Source organism: Burkholderia sp. Bp9015 (assembly GCF_003853505.1).
GTDB lineage: Bacteria > Pseudomonadota > Gammaproteobacteria > Burkholderiales > Burkholderiaceae > Burkholderia.
This window is the reverse complement of record NZ_QTPZ01000001.1, coordinates 421,754-441,601: the sequence shown is the minus strand read 5'-3', so window position 1 is coordinate 441,601 and position 19,848 is coordinate 421,754. Positions and strand designations below refer to the sequence as shown.

Below are 19,848 nucleotides of genomic sequence, written 5' to 3'. Positions count from 1 at the left end.
GCGGGTTGCCCGATCCTCACAGGTCGGGGAAGCCCGAGCGCCCCTGCGTCAGGTCGAACAGTTCGGTCTTCGCTGCTGCCTCGGCCGTTTCCGGCAGCTTGATCACGAGCTTCACCGTCATCCCGTACGCGCTGTCCACCAGCGCGTAACCCGCCTGCTCGATCCAGCGGCGCACCCGCGCTTCGTCCGGGTAGCCGATTTCGATCGCGATCCGCGTGTGGCGAATGCGTTCGACGCGCTCGGCGTCGAGCAGCGCCGACGCGATCGCATCCGTATAGGCGCGCACCAGGCCGCCCGCGCCGAGCTTCACGCCGCCGTAGTAGCGGACTACCGCGCCGAGCACGCCGTCGAGATCGTGATGACGCAGCACTTCGAGGATCGGTCGGCCGGCAGTGCCCGACGGTTCGCCGTCGTCGGACATGCCGGACTGGCCGCCGGCGAGCAGGGCCCAGCACACGTGGGTGGCCGCCGGGTGTTCGTCGCGCAGGCGCTGCAGCGCCTGCATCGCGGCATCGCGGTCCTCGACGGGGATCGCGAACGCGATGAAGCGGCTCTTGCGGATCTCGAGTTCCCGGGTGTACAGGGTGGCAAGCGAGTAAGTCATGTTCCGGGAAACGGTGAATGTATAGGAATCAAGGAGATAGGGGCTCCTGTGCGGCGCGCTCCTGATGGCAGGCGATGCATGCCGCAGCAGGCCCGGCAGGGCGCCTGAACGGGATGAGCAACGGGTCACGACGGAATTTTACCGTGGCGCGCGTCGAGAGATTCGGCGCGGTTGCCGCGCCGGCCGCTCCGGAGCGTGAAAACGCGTGCGACGAACGCGACCGCCGGGTGACGATCGCTTAATGGAGCGCTTCGCCCGGGTTCAAACATCGGACGTGAAGCGCGGTCTGGACTTTCCGGAGGACGAAAGCCGGAGGAAGGAGTTCCGGGCCTGGCAAGTGGGGACCTGGCGTGCGCCGGTCGGCTCGACCTGAGCGCGAAGCATCGGGCGCGGCGGAGGGTGTCGCGATCGCATGCGCAATCGATTCTCGTCGGCGACGGATCGCGGCTCGGGTCGTGGCTCGAATCGCGGCGCATCTGCCGATGCACCGAACGAGTGTAGGCGAACCGCGATGCGTTGCGTAGCCGGGAGATGCAGAACATTGTGTTCTCGCGGGCCGAACGTCGAAGCGTCATTCCGTGCGCTAGACTCGTGCCGTCGATGCGTGCCGCCTGTCGCGCGATCGGGCATGACGGCGGCGTGCGCGTGCCTACCTGCATTGCGCGGGATGATTGAAAGGTCCGGTCGTTGTGATTCGGATTGCGAAGCAATGAAGAAGGCGGTTCATGTTCGGAAAGCGTCTCTATGCCCCGGCCCTGTTGATGATTGCGCATGTGCCGATCGCGTGCGCGCAGAGCAGTGTCACGTTGTTCGGCGCGCTCGACGTGGGACTGAGTTACGTCAGTAACGAAGGCGGCCACGGCAATGCGAAATTCGACGACGGGATTTTTACGCCGAGCCTGCTCGGCTTGCGCGGAAGCGAAGATGTCGGCGGTGGCTCAAAGGTCATTTTCCAGCTGGTCAGCCAGATTTCACCGGGTACCGGCGCGCTGATCGGCAATGGCCTGTTCGCGCGTACCGCGTACGTCGGTGTGCAGAACGACCGGCTGGGCACGCTGACGTTCGGCAACCAGTATGAATTCATGGCCGATACGCTGTTCTTCAGCGGCACTGACGCGGCGGCCGATGTCGCCGGACTGTACAACCTGCGCAACGGACCCTTTCGCAAGCTCGCGCTGCCCGGCAACCCGACCGGCGCGTTCGACTGGGACCGGATGGCGGGCAGTCAGCGTGTAGCGAACGCCGTCAAGTTCGTGAGCCCGGTCATCCATGGGCTGAAGGCGGGTGCGCTTTATGCGTTCGGCGGCGTGCCGGGCTCGATCGGCGCGGGCAATACGGTGAGCGCCAGTCTCGACTACGAGGCTGGACCGTTCGGCGCCGCCGCCGCGTACACCAACGAGAAATATGGCGCACAGCCGGGCTCCGTCGCGACGAGTGTGCGTAACTGGGGCGCAGGGGCGCACTACCGGATCGGACGGGCGAACCTGAGCGCGCTGGTGACGACCGTTCATAACGCTGCGTCCGGTGGCTCGGTGTGGATGGCCGAGTCGGGCGGTACCTGGCAACTCTCCGGTCCGGTCAGGATCGGCGCGGATTACATGTACATGAAGGGCAATGCGGCGCTCGACAACGACCACGCTCACCAGGTCACGGCGACGGTGCAGTACACGCTGTCGAAGCGAACGATGGTGTACGCGACCGGTGTGTGGCAGCGGGCAAGCAGCGGTGCCCGGGCGCAAATCAACGGTGTGATGGATCCGGATGGCGCGTCGTCCGGCGCGAACCAGGCCATTGCCCGCATCGGCCTTCATACGCTTTTCTAGCGGTGTGCACATCGCGCAGCCGGTGTCGGCGGCGGTGCTCATGCAGCGCGAACGCTGCAGGGCGCGGCACCGGTATCGGCAGGAAACCGGCCGGATCGGCCAACCGGAGGCTTGCTGTCTGATGCAGATACTTCCTGACCTCGAGGCGTGGGCGATTTTCGCGCACGTGCTCGAAACGGGCTCTTTCGTCAGGGCCGCGGAGGCGCTCGACCTCTCGCAGCCGACCGTGTCGAAAGCCATTTCCCGACTCGAACGCCGGCTCGGCACGGCGCTCTTTTATCGAAACTCGCGTCAGGTTTCGCTGACGGCCGCCGGCGAAATCGCCAAATCGCGAGCGATTCGCATTCTCAGCGAAGCCGCGGCGGCGGAGACCGAGGCGTCGTCGCACGCGACGGAACTGCGCGGTCTGGTGCGCGTTGCCGTGCCGATGTCGTTCGCGAGCCGCCACGTCGCGCCGTTGATCCCCGCCTTTCTCGAACGCTATCCGCAGGTGGAGATCGACCTTTGCGTCACCGACCGCATCGTCGATGTGGTCGGCGGCGGGTTCGACGTGGCGGTGCTCATCGCGGAACTCGCCGATTCGTCGCTGCGGGCGCGCCGGCTCTGTGCGGTGAATCACCCGCTGGTGGCTTCGCCGGCCTATCTGAAACGATGGGGGCGACCGACGCATCCTCGCGACCTGGCCCGGCATGCGTGTCTCGTCTACACGGGCTTGGCGACGCCCGAGCTATGGCAATTCCGTCATACGTGCGGAGACGCGTTCGCAGTCACGGTGCGCGGCATCATCCGCAGCAACAGCGCCGACGTGATCGTTCCCGCGCTGCTGGCTGGCCGGGGCGTCGCGTTGCAACCCGAGTTCGTCGTCAGGGACGCGTTGATGCGAGGCGAACTGGTGGACGTATTGCCCGAGTGGCGGATCGATCCGGTGGGCGTGAATCTCGTGACGCCGCCGAGCAGCTTGCGGCCGTTGCGCGTGACCGCGTTCCTGGACTATCTGGCGGAGCGCCTCGCTGCCGCGCCATGGGCGGTAGCCGGCGCGTGACGGGCCGTCGGTGCGCAACGTTGCAAAAACGGATTCGATGGGTTGCCGGACACCGCGTCGCTCCTCGCTGAATCCGGGGCGACGACGCGGCGCGCGGCGAGATGTCCGGCGTCGCGCGCACGCGCATGAAACGGTGGTCAGCGCGGGAAAGGAGGGTCAGGCGAGGCGAGACAGTTTGAAGACTTCCGAGCGCTCGACATTCTTCACGCCGTTGGCGTGGAAATTCAGGATGTGTGCGCCTTGCGTGTGATGCTTTTCGCGCAGGGCGGGATCTGCCCAATGTTCGACAAAAACGAACCGGCGCGGATCTTCGCTGTCGACATGCACCTCGTAGCGCAGATTGCCTTCTTCATTCTGCGACGGACCGGCAAGGGCGATCAGGTCTTCGCGCAATTGCGCCTCCTGCCCCGCCTTGGCGTACAGCACGGCGACGATATGAAGGTCGTTCATGGTCTGCTCCGGTAATGGGTCTGACGATCGCTTTCGATCGAACGAATTATAGTGAGCCGGCCCGACGCGATGCGCGAACATTGCGTTCCAAATCAGGAAACACCGGCGATCGGCGGCGAGCGCGCGGCGCCGTTCAGGTCTTCGTCAATTCACGCGAATTGCGTACGTTGCGAAACACGAGTTGCGTCATGGGTTGCAGCGGCGCGAGCGCGGCCTCGCGTGCTTTCTCGATCAGGCCGTGATGAGGCGACTTGCCGCAGACGGGATCGGTGAGGCTTGCATCGCCCGTCATCAGATACGCCTGGCATCGGCACCCGCCGAAGTCCTTCTTCTTCTCGTCGCACGACTTGCAGGGTTCGGGCATCCAGTCGTCGCCGCGGAAGCGGTTGAAGCCGAACGATTCGTACCAGATGTGTCGCAGGTCGTGATCGCGCACGTTCGGAAAGGCGATCGGCAGTTGCCGCGCGCCGTGGCACGGCAGTGCGGTGCCGTCCGGCGTGACGATCAGGAACAGGCTGCCCCAGCCGCTCATGCAGGGCTTCGGCCGCTCCTCGTAATAGTCGGGCGTGACGAAGATCAGCCTGCATGGGTTGTTCGCGGCGGCGAGCTTCGCCCGATACGCGTTCGTGATGCGCTCCGCGCGCTCGAGCTGTGCGCGGGTGGGGAGCAGCGCCTGACGGTTCAGGTAGGCCCATCCGTAATACTGGCACGTCGCGAGCTCGACGTAGTCCGCGTCGAGCGCGATGCACAGCTCGATGATGCGGTCGATGTCGTCGATGTTGTGGCGGTGCGTGACGAAGTTCAGCACCATCGGATAGCCGTGCGCCTTGACCGCGCGGGCCATCGCGAGCTTGTGGGCGAATGCCTTTTCCGATCCGGCCAGCATGTCGTTGACCGTCGCGTCGCTCGCCTGGAAGCTGATCTGGATGTGATCGAGGCCGGCTTGGCGAAACGCATCGATCTTCTGTTCGGTCAGGCCGATACCCGACGTGATCAGGTTCGTGTAGTAACCGAGGCGGCGCGCCTCGCCGATCAGTGTGGCAAGATCCGGACGGACGAGCGGTTCGCCGCCCGAGAAGCCGATCTGCACGGCGCCCATCTCGCGCGCTTCGGCCATGACCCTGAACCACTGTGCCGTGTCGAGCTCCGCGCCCTGGCGCGAGAAATCGAGCGGATTCGAGCAGTATGGGCACTGCAGCGGGCACCGGTACGTCAGTTCGGCCAGCAGCCACAGCGGCAATCCGGTTGCCGCCCGCGCGGCGTCGGGCGTCACCGGCTCACGCGAGTTCGATCCAGTGTTGGGCACGGGCGGTCTCCATGAAATCCTCGACGTCGGTACCGAGTTCGGGCACGTCGGGGAATTGCCGTTCGAGATGCGCAACGATGTCCGCGACGGTGCGCGTGCCATCGATCAGCCCGCCGATCGCACTCGCGCTTTCGTTGAATCTGACCATGCCTTCGGGGTACAGCAGCACGTGCGCATGCTGGGCCGGCTCGAACTGGAAGCGAAAACCCGGCCGCCAGCGCGGCACGCGATTCCTGTCGAAATTCATGGTGCGATTCCCTTGTGCCAGACCGGCTGGTCGGTGACGGTGTGATAAGGCGGCCGGTGCAGTTCGTAGGCCATCGACATCGCGTCAAGCATCGTCCACAGCACGTCGAGCTTGAACTGCAGGATATCCAGCATCCGCTGCTGGCTCTCGTAGGTCGTGTAATGCCGCAGCGTGATGTCGAGCCCGTGCTCGACGTCGCGGCGCGCCTGACCGAGGCGCGTGCGGAAATACGCGTAGCCGTCCGGATCGATCCACGGGTAGTGGCGCGGCCAGGTGTCGAGGCGCGACTGGTGGATCTGCGGCGCAAACAGTTCCGTGAGCGAGCTGCTCGCAGCTTCCTGCCAGTTCGCGCGGCGCGCGAAATTCACGTAGGCGTCCACGGCGAAACGCACGCCGGGCAGCACGCGTTCCTGCGAGCGCAACTGCGCGCGGTCCAACCCGACCGCTTCACCGAGCCTCAGCCACGCCTCGATACCGCCTTCGTCGCCGGCGGTTCCGTCGTGATCGATCAGGCGCTGGACCCACTGGCGGCGAACCTCGCGGTCGGGGCAATTCGCGAGAATCGCCGCGTCCTTCAGCGGAATGCTGACCTGATAGTAGAAGCGGTTCGCGACCCAGCCCTGGATCTGCTCCCGGGTCGCGCGGCCTTCGAACATCGCGACGTGGTACGGGTGGTGGATGTGATAGAAGGCGCCCTTGGCACGCAGCGCCTGCTCGAACTGGGCGGGAGTGAGAGCGGGTTGGCTCATCGACGGTTCCATGACGTTGGGGACACTGGAAGGGCGTGCGTCGTACCGCAATCGACGTCGTATGCGTCACGATGTGCGTCGCGGAAGCGGGACCATGCGTTTTTTATAGCACGATGTCCATCCCGTCAAAGGCGACCTCGATCCCGCGCTGCCGCAATTCCGCGCGTTCGGGAGAACCTTCGTCGAGGATCGGATTGGTGTTATTGACGTGAATCAATACCTTGCGCGGGCCCGGCACCCGGGCCAGCACGTCGAGCATGCCGCCCGGACCGTTCAGTGCGAGATGACCCATTTCGCGGCCGGTGCGTACACCGACGCCGCGTCGCAGCATCTCATCGTCGTCCCACAGCGTGCCGTCCACGAGCACGCAGTCCGCGTCGTTCATCCGTTGCAGCAGCGCGTCGTCCACCGTGCCGAGCCCGGGTGCATGGAACAACGTGCCGCCGGTGCGGCGATCCTCGACGAGCAGGCCGATGTTGTCGCCGGGATGCGGATCGAAGCGATGCGGCGAATAGGGTGGCGCCGCACTGCTCAGCGGCAGCGGCGTGAAGCGCAGGTTCGGGCAGGCCGGCACGGTGAAGCTGTCGCCGAGCACGATGCGGTTCCAGACCAGCCCGCCGTTCCAGTGCGCGAGCATGTTGAACAGCGGAAAGCCGCTGACGAGGTCATGGTGGACCATGTCGGTACACCACAGCTGCAGCGGACAGCCTTCGCGCAGGCTCAGCAGGCCGGCGGTATGGTCGATCTGGCTGTCCATCAGCACGACGGCGGCGATGCCGGTGTCGCGCAGCGCGCGGCCCGGCTGCAACGGCTGGAAGGCTTGCAGCTGCGCGCGAATGTCGGGGGACGCGTTGCACAACACCCAGTTCGTGCCGTCGTCGGACAGCGCGATCGACGACTGGGTGCGGGCCTGCGCGTCGATCGTGCCCGCGCGAAAACCCGCGCAGTTCGCACAGTTGCAGTTCCATTGCGGAAAGCCGCCGCCCGCGGCGGATCCGAGGATGTGTATGAGCATGTCGGTGCGACGAGGGGCCGGGGTGCGAAGCAAAGAAAAAGCCTCGGCAGACCGAGGCTTTCCTTTCCGGATGGCGTGCCCGAATCAGCGATTCGACACGTACATCGTGACTTCGAAACCGAGTCGCAGATCAGTGTAGGCAGGTTTGGTCCACATAGGAGAACTCCTTTGCAATGACGACTGACGACGAAGCGCGCCCGCGGACCTGCCGACATGTTCTTCTCCGACCATCGGCGACGAGACCGTGCTGCGGCTTCACTACGCTATCACATTCGTGCGGTGGGCGGCCGGCACGAAGTCCGGTAAATCGCACGTTCACATCGTAGCCGAACGGGGCGCACGAGCAAGTCAATCCGGGCATGGATGGCATTCCCGGTTTTCATTCATGTGCGCATCGCGCACGCATTGCCGACACCTGGTCGACAATGTGAACGAAACGCGGCGATTGTGCATCGTTTGCCAGCCGGTGGCGCCTCTTTAATCGTACGAATCGACGCGTTGTGCGCGGGTGTCGGGCGGCGTTCCACCCGACACCGGCATCGTCAGGCCGGCTGCCTAGCTACCCTGCAGCCGGATATCGCGCGACGACGCGCCGACATACACCGTCCCGCCCGGCACGACCTTCCAGCCATTGCGCGACGTATCCCACACGCTCTGCATCCGCGGCGACACGGTCACGCGGACATGCCGTGCCTCGCCCGGGTTCAGCCGGATCTTTTCCCAGCCGACCAGCCGCTTCGGCGGCTCGTCCTTGTACGGCACGCCGAGATAGACCTGCGGCGTTTCCGCGCCGGCGACACGCCCGTCGTTGCGCACGGTAAACGCGACGCTCAGCGAGCCGTCCCGTTGCCGCGACACCGACAACCCGGAATACGCGAAGTGCGTGTACGACAGCCCGTGGCCGAATTCGAACATCGGCTTGATGTTGCGAGCGTCGTACCAGCGGTAGCCCATGTTCAGCTTCTCCGCGTAGACGGGGTCGTTGTCGAATGCGCCGCCTTGCCCCCACGTCGGCGTGTCCTGGTCGCGCGCCGGGAACGTGACGGGCAGCTTGCCAGACGGGTTGACCGCGCCGAACAGCACGTTCGCGATGGCCTTGCCGCCGCCTTCGCCCGGATACCACGCCTCGACGATTGCCGACACGTTGTCCTTCCACGGCATCAGCACCGGGTTGCCGCTCTGGACGACGACGATCGTGTGCGGGTTCGCCCGCGCGACCGCTTCGACGAGCGCATCCTGATTCGACGGATTCGCGAGGCTCAGGCTTTGCAGATCGCCGAAATCCTCGCCGGCCGGCTGCGCGACCACGACGATCGCGACGTCCGAGCGGCCCGCGAGCGCCGCGGCCTGGTCGATTTCCTGCTGCGTGTACGCGCGGAACGGCGACTGCTGGTCGCTGTTGCCCGCGAACGTGACTTGTGCCGCCGGCGCGAGCGCGCGGATCGCCGCGACGATCGGCACGTCGACCTTGAGCCACGGATTGCGCCACCAGCTGCAGCCGGTCGACGCCCCGAACGTCAGGCCGCCGCAGCCCGCGAACGAACCGGTGACCGGATCGCGCGTGTTGCCCGAGCCGCCGCCCGACAGCACGGCCGCGTCGGCGTGGCCGCCGATCACCGCGATGCGCGACAAGGCCGCCGCCGCCAAGGGCAACTGGTTGCCGTCGTTCTTCAGCAGTACGATCGACTGCTCGGCGACGCTCTGCGCGAACCGGTTCGCGGCCGCGAAATCGATCGTGCCGCCGCCCTTGGCCGGATCGTCCATCACGCCGACGCGGATCATCACCGCGAGCTTGCGGCGCACCATGTCGTCGAGGCGCGCGGTCGATACCGAGCCGTTCGCGATCGCCTGCTTGACGGCCGCCGGCGTCAGGTAGACCGACGGGCCGACGTCTTCTTCCTCGTCGAGCCCGGCGTTGATCGCGGCGGCCGTGCTGTGCGTCGCGCCCCAGTCGGATTGCACCTGGCCCTGGAAGCCCCATTCGTTCTTCAGCACGTCGTTCAGCAGATGCGTGTTCTCGCACGCGTATGCGCCGTTCAGGCGGTTGTAGCTGCACATCACGCTGCCGGGCTGCCCGCGCTTCGCGGCGATCTCGAACGGCAGCAGGTAGAGCTCGCGCAGCGTGCGTTCGTCGATCTGCGTGTTGCCGCCCATCCGGCCATGCTCCTGTTCGTTGCCGGCATAGTGCTTGATGGTCGCGATGACCTTCTGCCGCTGCGTGGCGAGCGTGCGCTCCGCGAGCAGGTCGCCTGCGAGCAACGGATCCTCGCCGAGATACTCGAACAGCCGGCCGCCGCGCGGCTCGCGCGCGAGATTGGTGCCGCCGCCGAGACCCATGCCGAACCCTTGCGCGCGCAACTGGATCGCAACCTGCTTGCCGTAGTCGTACGACAGGCGGCGATCCCAGCTCGCGGCGACGGCGATCGTGGCGGGGAAGGTCGTGCTCGCGAGCGACGTGCTGCCGGAGCCGGTCGCGGAGTCGACCATGTTGAGATCGGGAATGCCGAGCCGCGGCACGCCCTGGATGTAGCCGGCACCGCCGTTCGGCACCTTCGACATTTCGTATTGCGAATGGATGAACTGCAGTTTCTCGTCGAGCGTCATCTTGCGCACGAGGACGTCGGCGCGCCGCTGCGCGGCGGACGACGCGAATGCGTCGGCGGCGTCGCCCTGTGAATTGAAATCGGCGTTGCCTGCGTAGGCGGTGGTGCAGAGGGTCGCTGCCAGCACGACGGCCGGCCAGTGTTTGTCCCGCATGTTGCTCTCCATGATCGTATTGCCGGTTGTTGTTCGGATGATGTCTGGAGCTGCGCACGTCCGGTGGATTCGCACCGGACGCATTCGGCTGGCGATGCAGGGTAGTTGCGCGTCGGCATGCCAGGCCAGGCGGGGAATCGTTACGGCCGGTTGGGCCCGATCGAACAACGCGGACGGCGACGCGGACCGTCCGACACTGCCGAATCGGATGTAGCGATTCTCTGCAGTGGCCAATCGTACGAATGTAGTTTGACTACAGCATCGGTGTTTCTACTGATACGTATGATCTTTTTTCGATGCGGGTGTGCGATGTGGGGAAAAGCCGGTAAGCGTTCCTGATTGTGCGTGTGCAGCAGGGTAAGAAGTACCCGCGGGCGGTCGTTTCGAGGGGAGGCGGATCGGGGGCGGCGACGGGAGGCTTGTGGGGGATTCGTTGCGTGTGCATCGAATGGAACCCCGTCGAATTCCGGTCGCCTCGGGGAAAACCGGCAGCACGGACGCTGCGCCAGCTAACCGCGCCGAGCGACGGGACTGCCCGGCAGCGGAATCCCGGCACGATAGACGACGGTCGCGAGCGCCGCTGCGACCGCAGCCTCGGCCGTCAGCACGGCGGCGGCGGCGCCCAGTTCGGCGAAGTACTTCGCGAGCACCGGCACGAGCACGATGTTCAGAATGCCCGATGACATCAGGACACGCGTGAATTCGGACTTCATTCCGAGCGGCAGCATCGTCTGCACACCGAAGAGGTCGGTCATCCCGGCCATGAATGGAATGAAGGCCATCCAGCGCAGCACCTGGACCGTCGGTTCGTACGAAGGGCCGTACAGGATGCGCACGGCGAGCGGCGCGCCGAAGAAGATCGCGAGCGAGATGCCGAGCACCATCGCGACCTGCACCACGAACAGCTTGCGCAGGAACGAGAACGCGTCGTTTCGCGCATGCCGCATCAGATAGCTGATGCGAGGATAGGTGGCGGCCTTCAGCGGCTGGAGCATGCTGAGCGCCGCGCGGATCAGCTTGTCGCCGGCGGCGAAGTAGCCGGCCGCGACGTTGCCCGACACGAAGCCGAGCAGCACGGTGTTGGTCGACGCATAGAACGCGATCGACGTCGATGCGAGGAACACCTGCCAGCCGCCTTTCAGCGATTCGGCGATGTCGGCGAAACCTACGCGAACGAAGTCGATTTCGCGCTGGGCATACAGATAGACGGCCAGTACGAGCGCTGACAGCGTCGGGACGGCCGCGTTGACGATCATCGCGCGGTCGATGTCCGCCGGGCTGTGCACGAGCGCGAACATCGCGGGCAGGCTCAGGATGCGGCCAACGAACAGGATCACGCTCAGCGCGCGCAACTTCTCCATGCCCTGGAAATACCAGCCCGGCGTGAACGCCACGCCGGCCACCATCCCGAAGCCGATCAGCAGCAGGTCGCGGTCTTCGCCGAAGCGGCCGACCAGCACGATCAGCCCGACCAGCACGATGAAACAGATCACCGCGATGCCGATCTGCGCATACAGCGTCGCCCAGAAGATGCGGGAGCGTTCGGCGCGGTCGTCGCGCGCGAGCGCGATGCGCGGCGTGGCGGTCAGGTCGAAGCTGTAGCTCGTACAGTTGGTGAGGTACGCGATGACCGCGAGCGAGAACGCGAGCTGCCCGTAGCCTTCCGGGCCCAGCGCGTGCGTGAGCAACGGTGCGATCAGCAGCGGCACCGCATACATCGAAATCTGCAGCGTCAGCAGCAGCAGGAAATTCTTCTTGAGGTTTGACATTCGCTTGGTCGGCGCCGTGGGTGTCGCAGGGTGGCGAGGTGCGGGCCGCCGTGCGCTCGCGCGGCCGGTCGGCGCTGACCCGGCTGCGTGGGTTCGCGGCCCGTTCCGGCTGGCGCCGGTTTCGTCCGGCGATGCCGGACACGGCCACATCGCATGGCGGTCATGATACGGGGCGAGCGGGACGACTGTGTTCGCGAGCCTACCTTTCGCGGATTCGGCGCACACGCGCGGCGCGAATCGGAACAGCGGGCGCCTCGTTGTATCGCCACGGTAATGAATGCATTTGTAAGCTGGCGCACCGAAGGGCGCTCGGGCCGAGTGCTCTAATCGAACGACTGTTTGCGTGCGCGGCAGACATGGCTTGACGACGACTCGGGCCGGCAACCTGCCGCCGCCAGGCAACGGGGCAGGGCAACGCATCGCGAAGGGACGGGTTGCGCAGGGGCGCGGCGGAGGTCCGTTGCGTGAAGGCCGTGCGCCGTAGAGCGGTCACACGACCGTGGAGTGGCCGATTCCGGTGTGCCGCCGGACGCGTGTCCGCATCCGATAACAAATACCGAGCCGAGGAGTACCGATTGAAGCCGATAACGTTCGGCAGCTGCGTGGGGTGGCTGCACGAAGGACATACGACACAAGGCGTGATCCTGTGCGAGTCGCTGGGTCACGAGGCATCGTGGACGCACAAGCTCATGCGGGCGATCGCAGAGCGGCTGGCCCGCGAGGGTGTCACGGTATTGCGATTCAACTACCCGTGCACCGGCGACTCGGCGGGCGACGATCGCGACGCTGGTCGGTATGTCGCGAGCATCGCCAGCATTCACGACGCGATCGACCTGTTGCGCGATCAGGTTGGCGTAACCACGCTGACGCTCGTCGGGATCCGTGCGGGCGCGTTGTTCGCGATGCTGGCCGCCGCGGGCGTGGGCCCGCGCCCGGCGCCGCGCGTCGACGCACTGGTGGCGCTGGCGCCGGTCGTGCGCGGTCGCGCCTACCTGCGCGAGCTGTCGTTCGTGCATCGCCAGTGGCTCGATATCACGTCGCCCGCGATCCGCGCCGCGCATCGCGACGAACCGTGCATGAACGTGCTCGGACACCGGTTTCCCGACGACTTCGTCGATGCGCTGAAGGCGGTCGATCTGTGCGACGTCGTGCGCGATGCGCCGACATTGCCTGGCGCGATGCTGCTTATCCAGCCCGATCAGGGCGACGGGCCGGCATTGCGCGAAGCGCTGTTCGAGCGCGGTGTGGACGTGGCGAGCGATGAATTCCGCGAATGGCCGACGACGATGCTGGACGGCACGCGCTCGCGCTTGCCGCTCGCGGCGATCGACACGCTCGCGAACTGGATCGCCGAACGCGCGCCGCGTATGTCGGCTGGCGCCGAAACCCCGATGCAAACGGATTCGGCGTGGAATGGCGAGTCGGCCGTCGCGCTGGACCTACACGACATGACCGAGCAGGTCGTCGCGGTCGGTCCGGACCGGCTCGTCGGCGTGCTGTGCCGTCCCGCCGACACGCGGCCGGCGAATCCGGTCGGCCCGGCGCTCGTGATCGCGAACACGTCGACGAACCCGCGCAGCGGCGAAGGGCGCTTCAGCGTGCGCCTCGCGCGCGCGCTGGCACGCACCGGCGTGACGACACTGCGGATCGACGTGCATGGCGTCGGCGATAGCGGGCCCGCCGCGCTGGACGACCAGTCGGGCGTCGTGTATTCGGCGCGGTCGAGCGACGACGTGGCCGCTGCCGCGGACTGGCTGCGCGCGCTCGGTCACCCGGAGGTGGCCGCGGCGGGCATTTGTTCCGGCGCCTATGCGGCGTTGCATGCGGCCGTGAAGACGCCGTCGCTCGGCGGCGTGATCGCGATCAATCTCGCCCGCTTCGTGTGGCCGGCCGGACTCTCGCTCGAGGCAGTGCAGAAGCAGCGGAACAACTCGGTGCGCGGTTACTGGCTTTCGGTGCGCGACTGGCAGAAATGGAAGCGCCTCGTGCGGGATCGGCGCGACCTGCGGCCGATCGTGCGGGCGGTGGCCGCGAATGCGATCGCGCGGGTCAGCGTGCCGGCGAAGGCGCTTGTCGCGCGCGCCGGCTGGAAGCCGGGCATCGGCACGCCGCGCGGCGTGATGCACGAGCTTGCGCAGCGCAACGTATGGACGACGCTGGTGTACGGCGCGCTTGATCCCGGCATCGACGATGTCCGGCGTCACTTCGGTGCAATCGAGCGCGCGTTCCGGTGCTCGCGTCACGTGCGTCTGTACCTCGAGCCGCAGGTCGACCATGCGGTGTACGGCGCGGTGGGCACGGACATCGTGATCGACCGGTGCATGCAGGCGCTCGGTCGCGACGCGATCCGGCCGGTCGCGCGCGTCGCCGATCCGGCCGCACCGGAAGCGGCCGCGCGATCGTACACGAGCGTGTCCGTCGGCCGGTCGTGATGCGCGCCGCGTCGCACGCGGCGGCGCATCGGGGTGCGATCCCCTCTACGCATGAAGATCGGCGTTCGGTGGGGTCCCTCACAGACGTGCCGTTCGCCGTGGTGTCCAATTCCGTATCGGTGCATCGCCGGTCATGCCGAGGCATGACCGGCCGGGATGCTTCAGTCCGGATCGTCCGGTTGCTCATAGGGCGACTTCGCGTAGGGCGACGCATACAACCTGTCGCTGCGCCATACGTCGTCGGCGGGTGCACTGGCCGCTTGCGGGCGATGCGGCCGCCCCGGCACGAGCGGCCGGCGCAGCGCGCCGCGAGCGCGCGTTTCGGGCTGGACGGCGGTGCTGGCGACGGGACGCGCGGAAGCGGACATCGCGACTCCGGAGGCGGCTGCAGCGGGTTCGACGGCGTCGCTTGTCGCGGCGGCTTGCGCCGATCGCTGCAGCGGTACGGGCGGGAGCGCCGCCGCCGATGCGAACGTTGGCGCGTTGGCCGGGACGGCGGGCAACGTCTGCGCATCGACGGCGCGGACGATGCCGGCCGAGGCGATGCAGACGAGTAACGAAAGCGACGAAGAGCAGTTCATGACGAATCGTACGGTTTGACGTGCGGTGTAGAGGGAGGCGTGGCACCGTGATGCGAGCCGCGCCGGCAAGCGTAATGCCGGAATTCGCCGCGTTCGGCGGGTTACCGCACAGTTTTGGAAGGGCACGATGTCAATCACCACGCAACCCGAATCGACGCACGGAGCGTTGCAGGCACGCATGGCCGGCACCCGTCGCGCACCGTGGCTGTCGCGCATGGCGATCGTGGCGGCCGCGTGCGCATTGAGCGCATGTGCGTTGTCGCCGGGCATGACGTACCGGGCGCCTGCCGACCGTGACGCGAATGCGCGCGTGAGCGCCGATGCATCGGGCGCGGGCGGCCTCGACGGTGTGCAGAACGTGTCGAGCGAGGAGCTGATCGAAATCACGCCGGCGTTCGTCGCGCAGCAGCATGCGAGCCGGCCGGCCGATGTCGATGCGGAAATCCGCCAGCTGTTCGGCAAGCCGAAGCCGTACACGATCGGCCCCGGCGACGTGCTCGGCATCGTCGTATGGGACCACCCCGAACTGAACCTGCCGACGACGCAGACGACGGCGGGCGGCGACGGTGTCGGTGCCAGTTCGGTCGCGACCGGCTACACGGTCGACGCAAACGGCAACGTGCAGTTCGCGTATGCCGGCCTCGTGCACGTGGCGGGGCTGACCGAGGCGCAGGCGCGCGCGCTGCTGACGAAGCGTCTCGGCGAATATGTGCGCAAGCCGCAGATCGCGCTGCGCGTGCAGACCTATCGCAGCAAGCGTGTCTATCTCGATGGCGAGGTGCGCACGCCGGGTCTGCAGATCGTCAACGACATGCCGATGACGTTGCCCGAGGCGATCGACCGCGCGGGCGGCTTTACCCCGACGGCCGATCGCTCGCAGGTCTCGGTGACGCGCGGCGACAAGACCGTGAACGTGAGCCTGCCGGCGCTGATCGCCGCGGGCGTGAACCCGTCGAACATCCTGCTGCGCGACGGCGATCTCGTGCGCGTGCGCGCGGCGAGCGACGCGAAGGTGTTCGTGCTCGGCGAGGTGTCGCGGCCCGCGACGCTGACGCTGACCGACGGCCGGATGAGCCTCGGCGAAGCACTCGGCGACACGGGCGGCGCGAGCCAGTACACGTCGGACGCGCGCCAGGTGTTCGTCGTGCGTCGTGGCCCGGACAACCGCCCGCGGGTGTACCACCTCGACGGCAGTTCGCCCGCGTCGTTCGCGCTGGCCGATCAGTTTCCGCTCGAGCGTCGCGATGTCGTGTTCGTCGATGCGTCGTCGCTGGTGCGCTGGAGCCGCGTCGTCAACCTGCTGATTCCGTCGTCCGCGCAGGGTGCGCTGACGGCCAAGGCGATTTCGCCGTGACCCTCATGACCCATTTCGTCATCGCGACCGCGCGTCGCGCCTACGGGACTGATGCCGTATGACTTCCTCGACCCTGCCCGACCCGCACAGCGGGCCCGCCCTGCGGCCGTCCTATCCGGTGCGCCGCTACTGGGGCATGCTGTACGGCGGCCGGCGCCTGATCCTTGGCACGGCGCTCGCGGGCGCACTCGTTGGCGCCGTGTATGCGCTGTGTGCGGCCCCCGTCTACCGGACCGACATCCTGTTCCAGGTCGAGCAAAGCCCGACTGACTCGAAATCGACGTCGCCGACCGGTGATCCGTCGTCGGTATTCGACCTGAAGACGGATGCGTCGACCGAGATCGAAGTGTTGAAATCCCGCGCGGTGCTCGATCGCGCGATCGACAGCACCAATCTGGCCGTCGACGCCAGGCCGCATTACCTGCCGCTGATCGGCTGGCGGTTCGTGAACGCGGCCGACGGGCTGTCGTCGCCGCTGCCGGGCGGCTATGTGTACGGCACCGAGCGCATCGACGTGCCGACCTTCGACGTGCCGAAGCGCCTGCTCGGCAAGCGGTTCGCGCTGACCGTCGGCGACGACGGCGCCTACACGCTGCAGGGTACGGGCTGGTTCGGCCGCAAGGGGCCCGCATGGCAGGGCCGCATCGGGCAGCCGCTACATGTCGAGACGCCGCAGGGGCCGCTCGACATATTCGTACGCGGTGTGGCCGGCAAGCCCGGCGCACGCTTCGACCTGACGCGCTACAGCGACGAGGAGGCGACGGCCTGGCTGCAGAAGAACGCGCTGATCTCGGAGCGCGGCAAGCAGTCGAACATGGTCGGCGTGACGCTTGACGGCACCGATCCCGTGCACGACAGCCGCGTGCTGAACGCGATCGGCGACGCATACCTGGCGCAGAACACGCAGCGCAAGTCCGAGGCGGCCGACAAGCTGATCCGCTTCATGGACGCCCAGTTGCCGCAGCTCAAGGCGCAGCTCGAAAAGGCGGAAAGCCGCTTCAACGCGTTCCGGGCCTCGCACGGGACGGTCAATACGAGCGACGAGGCGCTGGCGTTGCGCCAGCAGTCGGTCGACATCGAGACGCGCGTGCAGACGCTGCAGCAGCGGCGCGAGGAATTGCTGACGCGCTTCATGCCGAAGCATCCGGCCGTGGTGGCCGTCGATGCTCAGCTCTCCGACGCGCAGCGTTCGCTCGACACGACACGCAAGCAGATCCAGCAACTGCCGACCGTCGAACAGGGCGTGCTGCAGTTGCAGCGCGACGTGGCCGTCGACACGGCGCTGTACACGAACCTGCTCAACACGCGCCAGCAGATGATCCTCGCGCGGGCCAGCAAGACCGGCACCGTGCGGATCGTCGATACGGCGAAGGTCGCCGAGCAGCCGATCGGCCCGCATCGCGGGGTCGCCGTGATCGCCCTGCTGATGGTGGGCCTGCTGGCAGGCGCGGCAATCGTGATCGTCCGGCAGCGCATCGTCGGCACGATCGGCGATGCCGAGGAAATCGAATGGACGACGGGACTGCCCGTGTTCGCGACCGTGCCGCACAGCCCGGGCGCGGCGCAAGCGGAGCTGCGCCCGAAGGCCGGACGGCGTGGCGCGCGCGCGCAGGTGCCGTCGGTCGCCGTGCAGGACGCGGCGCTCGAAAGCCTGCGCAATTTCCGTGCGGCACTGCAACTGTCGATGCCGGACGCGTCGAATCCCGTCGTGTTGATTTCCGGGCCGACGACGGGTGTCGGCAAGTCGTTCGTCGCCGCGAATATCGCGTCGCTCGTCGGCGCGGCGAAGCGGCGAGTCCTGCTGATCGATGCCGACCTGCGCAAGGGGTCGCTGCACGAACGATTCCGCTACAGCCGCGCACCGGGCCTGTCGGACGTGGTGGCTGGCACCCATCGGCTCGACGAGGCGATCAAGCGCGGCATCGTGCCGGGCCTCGATTTCATCGCGATGGGCAGCGTCGTGCCCGATCCGGGCGAGCTGCTGCTGCAGCCCGCGCTCGCCGAACTGATCGAGCAGGTCGCATCGCGCTACGACATGGTCGTGATCGACGGCCCGCCGTTGCTGCCGGTGGCCGATGCGCTGGTGCTCGGCCGCCTCGCGGGAACCGTGTTCCTCGTCGCGCGCAGCGGCGTGACGACACTGGCGGAACTCGACGAAAGCGCACGACGGCTCGAACAGGCGCATATCGACGTGCGCGGCGTGGTCCTGAACGATTACAAGGGCGCGCCGGGACGGTACGACTACGGCTATGCGGATACGAACACGCATCAGGCCGCGGCGGTCGCCAAGGGAATGGCGGTATCGCGACAACAGATGGAACGGGCTTCATGAGACGGCGGCGTGCGGGCGACGGCAGGCTCCGTCCGCGACAGAGCGGGGCGACGGCGCGCAGGGCGGCGCGTGTCCGTCGCGAGGCAGGTGCTTACACAGGTTACTGGTGGGAAGATCCCGCCCGCCTCGTGCTGATCTTCATCCTGCCGTTGTACGGGATGTTGTCGCTGAGTCTGCTGGTCAATCAGAAATCGATCGCGCGGCTCTACTTCGACGGCTATTACGCATTGGTCGGCGCGTTGTTCCTGCTGGTCGTCGTGGTGACGGCGTGGCTGGCGACGACCGAGGCGCAGTCGCGCCGGGGGCCGCCGGCCGCGCCAGCCGAGTTGCCCGCCGGCGTACTCGATTTCGTGTTCGTGCTCGCGCTGTTCGGCAATCTCATGCTGCTGGGCGGGATTCTCGCGCGTCCGGCGTTGTTGCTGGCGTTCCTGCACGGCGAAGCGAATGCGTATGTCATGCTCGAGCAGAAAGGGCACTTCACGGGCCTGAGCTCGTTCACGCAGGCAGCCGCGCCGTACGTCGCGTTGTATTTCTACGTGTTCAAGACGTCGGTCAAAGGGGTGAACCGCTACAAGGTTTACCTGGGCGTGCTCGCGGTGCTGACGCTGCTGCGCAGCTTCATCTTTGCCGAGCGGCTCGCGTTGATCGAGGTGGCGCTGCCATGCGCGCTCATGATCGTGCGGTTCCGGCTCGGCGGCCGGTTCTCGCGACTGCTGACGCTCGGGCCGTACGCCGCGATTCCGTTGCTGTTCGGGCTCTTCATCGCGAACGAGTACAACCGGTCGTGGGAAGCCTATTACGTCACCATCTACGACAACCTTTTCGATTTCGCGCTCGAACGTCTCGGCCTCTATTACTCGACGGCGCTGAACAACGGTGCGGGGATACTGAGCGTGCTCGGCTGGGACCGCGGCCATCCGATGTTCACTTTCGACTGGCTGCTGCATTTTCCGATCATCGGCGCACCGTTGCAGCCGTGGCTCGACTCGACCGACAGCATCACCGTGTTCCTGAACAGCTACGCCGACCCGGAATTCAACAATCCCTCCGGGATCTTCGTTCACTTTTACGAATGGGGCTGGTTCGGGCTGCTCGATGCGGTTGTCCTCGGCTGGGTGTTCGGACGGAGCTACGCAGGCTGGCGGAGCGGAGCCGGGTTCTGGTGTTGCGCGCATGCCGTGCTCTACGTTTCGATCATGGAGATTCTTCGAATTCCGAATTTGTTCAGCGGACGGAATTTCGTGCCGATTGTCTTGCTGATCGCCGTGTTCCGCTATTTCGTCAAGCGACCGGCATCGGTCCCGCCGGCCACCCATCCTGCCGCACCGTGAGGCGCACGCGGGCGCGCTGACGTGTCGATCGACGGCCTGGTTCGCAGCGTATCGCA

At 66.7% G+C, this 19,848-nt stretch carries 16 protein-coding genes; 6 read left to right on the top strand and 10 right to left on the bottom strand.

Annotated features, from left to right (window positions below):
- Nucleotides 1-16 precede the first annotated feature (16 nt).
- A complete protein-coding gene (locus tag DIE12_RS01920) occupies nt 17-604 on the bottom strand; it encodes a YigZ family protein (protein WP_124484987.1) in 588 nt (195 codons plus the stop codon).
- A 761-nt stretch (nt 605-1,365) separates the two neighbouring features.
- On the opposite strand from DIE12_RS01920, the gene DIE12_RS01915 reads away from it, so the two are divergent.
- Together DIE12_RS01915 and DIE12_RS01910 are read left to right on the top strand one after the other, a co-directional pair.
- Nucleotides 1,366-2,427: a porin gene (locus DIE12_RS01915; protein WP_409333434.1), complete on the top strand. Its 1,062-nt coding sequence runs from the start codon at nt 1,366-1,368 to the stop codon at nt 2,425-2,427.
- Between the two features lie 121 nt (nt 2,428-2,548).
- Complete coding sequence (locus tag DIE12_RS01910) at nt 2,549-3,469, top strand: LysR family transcriptional regulator (protein WP_124519703.1); 921 nt, start codon at nt 2,549-2,551, stop codon at nt 3,467-3,469.
- Between the two features lie 156 nt (nt 3,470-3,625).
- Here the strand turns inward: DIE12_RS01910 and DIE12_RS01905 are convergent, their stop codons facing one another.
- From DIE12_RS01905 to DIE12_RS01870, 8 genes are all read right to left on the bottom strand, one after another.
- On the bottom strand, nt 3,626-3,919 hold the full coding sequence (locus DIE12_RS01905) for a putative quinol monooxygenase (RefSeq protein ID WP_124484984.1): 294 nt from the start codon (nt 3,917-3,919) through the stop codon (nt 3,626-3,628).
- Nucleotides 3,920-4,052: 133 nt separating this feature from the next.
- Nucleotides 4,053-5,225, bottom strand: coding sequence for a pyrroloquinoline quinone biosynthesis protein PqqE (gene pqqE / locus DIE12_RS01900; protein WP_185500276.1), 1,173 nt, complete (start codon nt 5,223-5,225; stop codon nt 4,053-4,055).
- On the bottom strand, nt 5,197-5,472 hold the full coding sequence (pqqD, locus tag DIE12_RS01895) for a pyrroloquinoline quinone biosynthesis peptide chaperone PqqD (protein WP_044842933.1): 276 nt from the start codon (nt 5,470-5,472) through the stop codon (nt 5,197-5,199). Before pqqD ends, pqqE begins: the two co-directional genes overlap by 29 nt.
- The gene (pqqC, locus tag DIE12_RS01890; RefSeq protein ID WP_044843142.1) at nt 5,469-6,221 is read right to left on the bottom strand and encodes a pyrroloquinoline-quinone synthase PqqC; all 753 of its coding nucleotides are present in this window, start codon (nt 6,219-6,221) and stop codon (nt 5,469-5,471) included. Before pqqC ends, pqqD begins: the two co-directional genes overlap by 4 nt.
- A gap of 103 nt (nt 6,222-6,324) precedes the next feature.
- Nucleotides 6,325-7,236: a pyrroloquinoline quinone biosynthesis protein PqqB gene (pqqB, locus tag DIE12_RS01885; RefSeq protein ID WP_124519643.1), complete on the bottom strand. Its 912-nt coding sequence runs from the start codon at nt 7,234-7,236 to the stop codon at nt 6,325-6,327.
- Nucleotides 7,237-7,320: 84 nt separating this feature from the next.
- On the bottom strand, nt 7,321-7,392 hold the full coding sequence (gene pqqA / locus DIE12_RS01880; RefSeq protein WP_124485082.1) for a pyrroloquinoline quinone precursor peptide PqqA: 72 nt from the start codon (nt 7,390-7,392) through the stop codon (nt 7,321-7,323).
- Between the two features lie 399 nt (nt 7,393-7,791).
- A complete protein-coding gene (locus tag DIE12_RS01875; RefSeq protein ID WP_124519642.1) occupies nt 7,792-9,993 on the bottom strand; it encodes a glycoside hydrolase family 3 C-terminal domain-containing protein in 2,202 nt (733 codons plus the stop codon).
- A gap of 509 nt (nt 9,994-10,502) precedes the next feature.
- Nucleotides 10,503-11,762 carry an oligosaccharide flippase family protein gene (locus tag DIE12_RS01870; RefSeq protein WP_124484981.1) on the bottom strand — a complete coding sequence of 420 codons (1,260 nt, stop codon included), beginning with the start codon at nt 11,760-11,762 and terminating at the stop codon, nt 10,503-10,505.
- Nucleotides 11,763-12,337: 575 nt separating this feature from the next.
- On the opposite strand from DIE12_RS01870, the gene DIE12_RS01865 reads away from it, so the two are divergent.
- Nucleotides 12,338-14,194, top strand: coding sequence for a serine aminopeptidase domain-containing protein (locus DIE12_RS01865; protein WP_124519640.1), 1,857 nt, complete (start codon nt 12,338-12,340; stop codon nt 14,192-14,194).
- 161 nt (nt 14,195-14,355) lie between these two features.
- Here DIE12_RS01865 and DIE12_RS01860 read toward each other — a convergent pair whose 3' ends face one another.
- Nucleotides 14,356-14,916 (bottom strand): hypothetical protein, encoded by a 561-nt coding sequence (locus tag DIE12_RS01860; RefSeq protein ID WP_260427819.1) that lies wholly within the window; start codon nt 14,914-14,916, stop codon nt 14,356-14,358.
- On the opposite strand from DIE12_RS01860, the gene DIE12_RS01855 reads away from it, so the two are divergent.
- The 3 genes from DIE12_RS01855 to DIE12_RS01845 are packed head-to-tail and all read left to right on the top strand — an operon-like array spanning nt 14,903 to nt 19,792.
- Entirely contained in the window at nt 14,903-16,129 is a 1,227-nt protein-coding gene (locus DIE12_RS01855) for a polysaccharide biosynthesis/export family protein (RefSeq protein WP_124519638.1), read from the top strand. The genes DIE12_RS01860 and DIE12_RS01855 overlap by 14 nt on opposite strands.
- Nucleotides 16,130-16,187: 58 nt before the next feature.
- Entirely contained in the window at nt 16,188-18,461 is a 2,274-nt protein-coding gene (locus tag DIE12_RS01850) for a polysaccharide biosynthesis tyrosine autokinase (RefSeq protein WP_124519636.1), read from the top strand.
- Complete coding sequence (locus DIE12_RS01845; protein WP_124519634.1) at nt 18,458-19,792, top strand: oligosaccharide repeat unit polymerase; 1,335 nt, start codon at nt 18,458-18,460, stop codon at nt 19,790-19,792. The genes DIE12_RS01850 and DIE12_RS01845 overlap by 4 nt, the downstream gene beginning before the upstream one ends.
- Nucleotides 19,793-19,848 lie beyond the last annotated feature (56 nt).

Excerpts from the sequence above, each read along its gene's own strand:
- DIE12_RS01920 (WP_124484987.1), bottom strand. The coding sequence starts at position 604 with ATGACTTACTCGCTTGCCACCCTGTACACCCGGGAACTCGAGATCCGC.
- DIE12_RS01915 (WP_409333434.1), top strand. The coding sequence starts at position 1,366 with ATGATTGCGCATGTGCCGATCGCGTGCGCGCAGAGCAGTGTCACGTTG.
- DIE12_RS01910 (WP_124519703.1), top strand. The coding sequence starts at position 2,549 with ATGCAGATACTTCCTGACCTCGAGGCGTGGGCGATTTTCGCGCACGTG.
- DIE12_RS01905 (WP_124484984.1), bottom strand. The coding sequence starts at position 3,919 with ATGAACGACCTTCATATCGTCGCCGTGCTGTACGCCAAGGCGGGGCAG.
- pqqD (WP_044842933.1), bottom strand. The coding sequence starts at position 5,472 with ATGAATTTCGACAGGAATCGCGTGCCGCGCTGGCGGCCGGGTTTTCGC.
- pqqC (WP_044843142.1), bottom strand. The coding sequence starts at position 6,221 with ATGAGCCAACCCGCTCTCACTCCCGCCCAGTTCGAGCAGGCGCTGCGT.
- pqqB (WP_124519643.1), bottom strand. The coding sequence starts at position 7,236 with ATGCTCATACACATCCTCGGATCCGCCGCGGGCGGCGGCTTTCCGCAA.
- DIE12_RS01875 (WP_124519642.1), bottom strand. The coding sequence starts at position 9,993 with ATGCGGGACAAACACTGGCCGGCCGTCGTGCTGGCAGCGACCCTCTGC.
- DIE12_RS01870 (WP_124484981.1), bottom strand. The coding sequence starts at position 11,762 with ATGTCAAACCTCAAGAAGAATTTCCTGCTGCTGCTGACGCTGCAGATT.
- DIE12_RS01855 (WP_124519638.1), top strand. The coding sequence starts at position 14,903 with ATGTCAATCACCACGCAACCCGAATCGACGCACGGAGCGTTGCAGGCA.
- DIE12_RS01850 (WP_124519636.1), top strand. The coding sequence starts at position 16,188 with ATGACTTCCTCGACCCTGCCCGACCCGCACAGCGGGCCCGCCCTGCGG.
- DIE12_RS01845 (WP_124519634.1), top strand. The coding sequence starts at position 18,458 with ATGAGACGGCGGCGTGCGGGCGACGGCAGGCTCCGTCCGCGACAGAGC.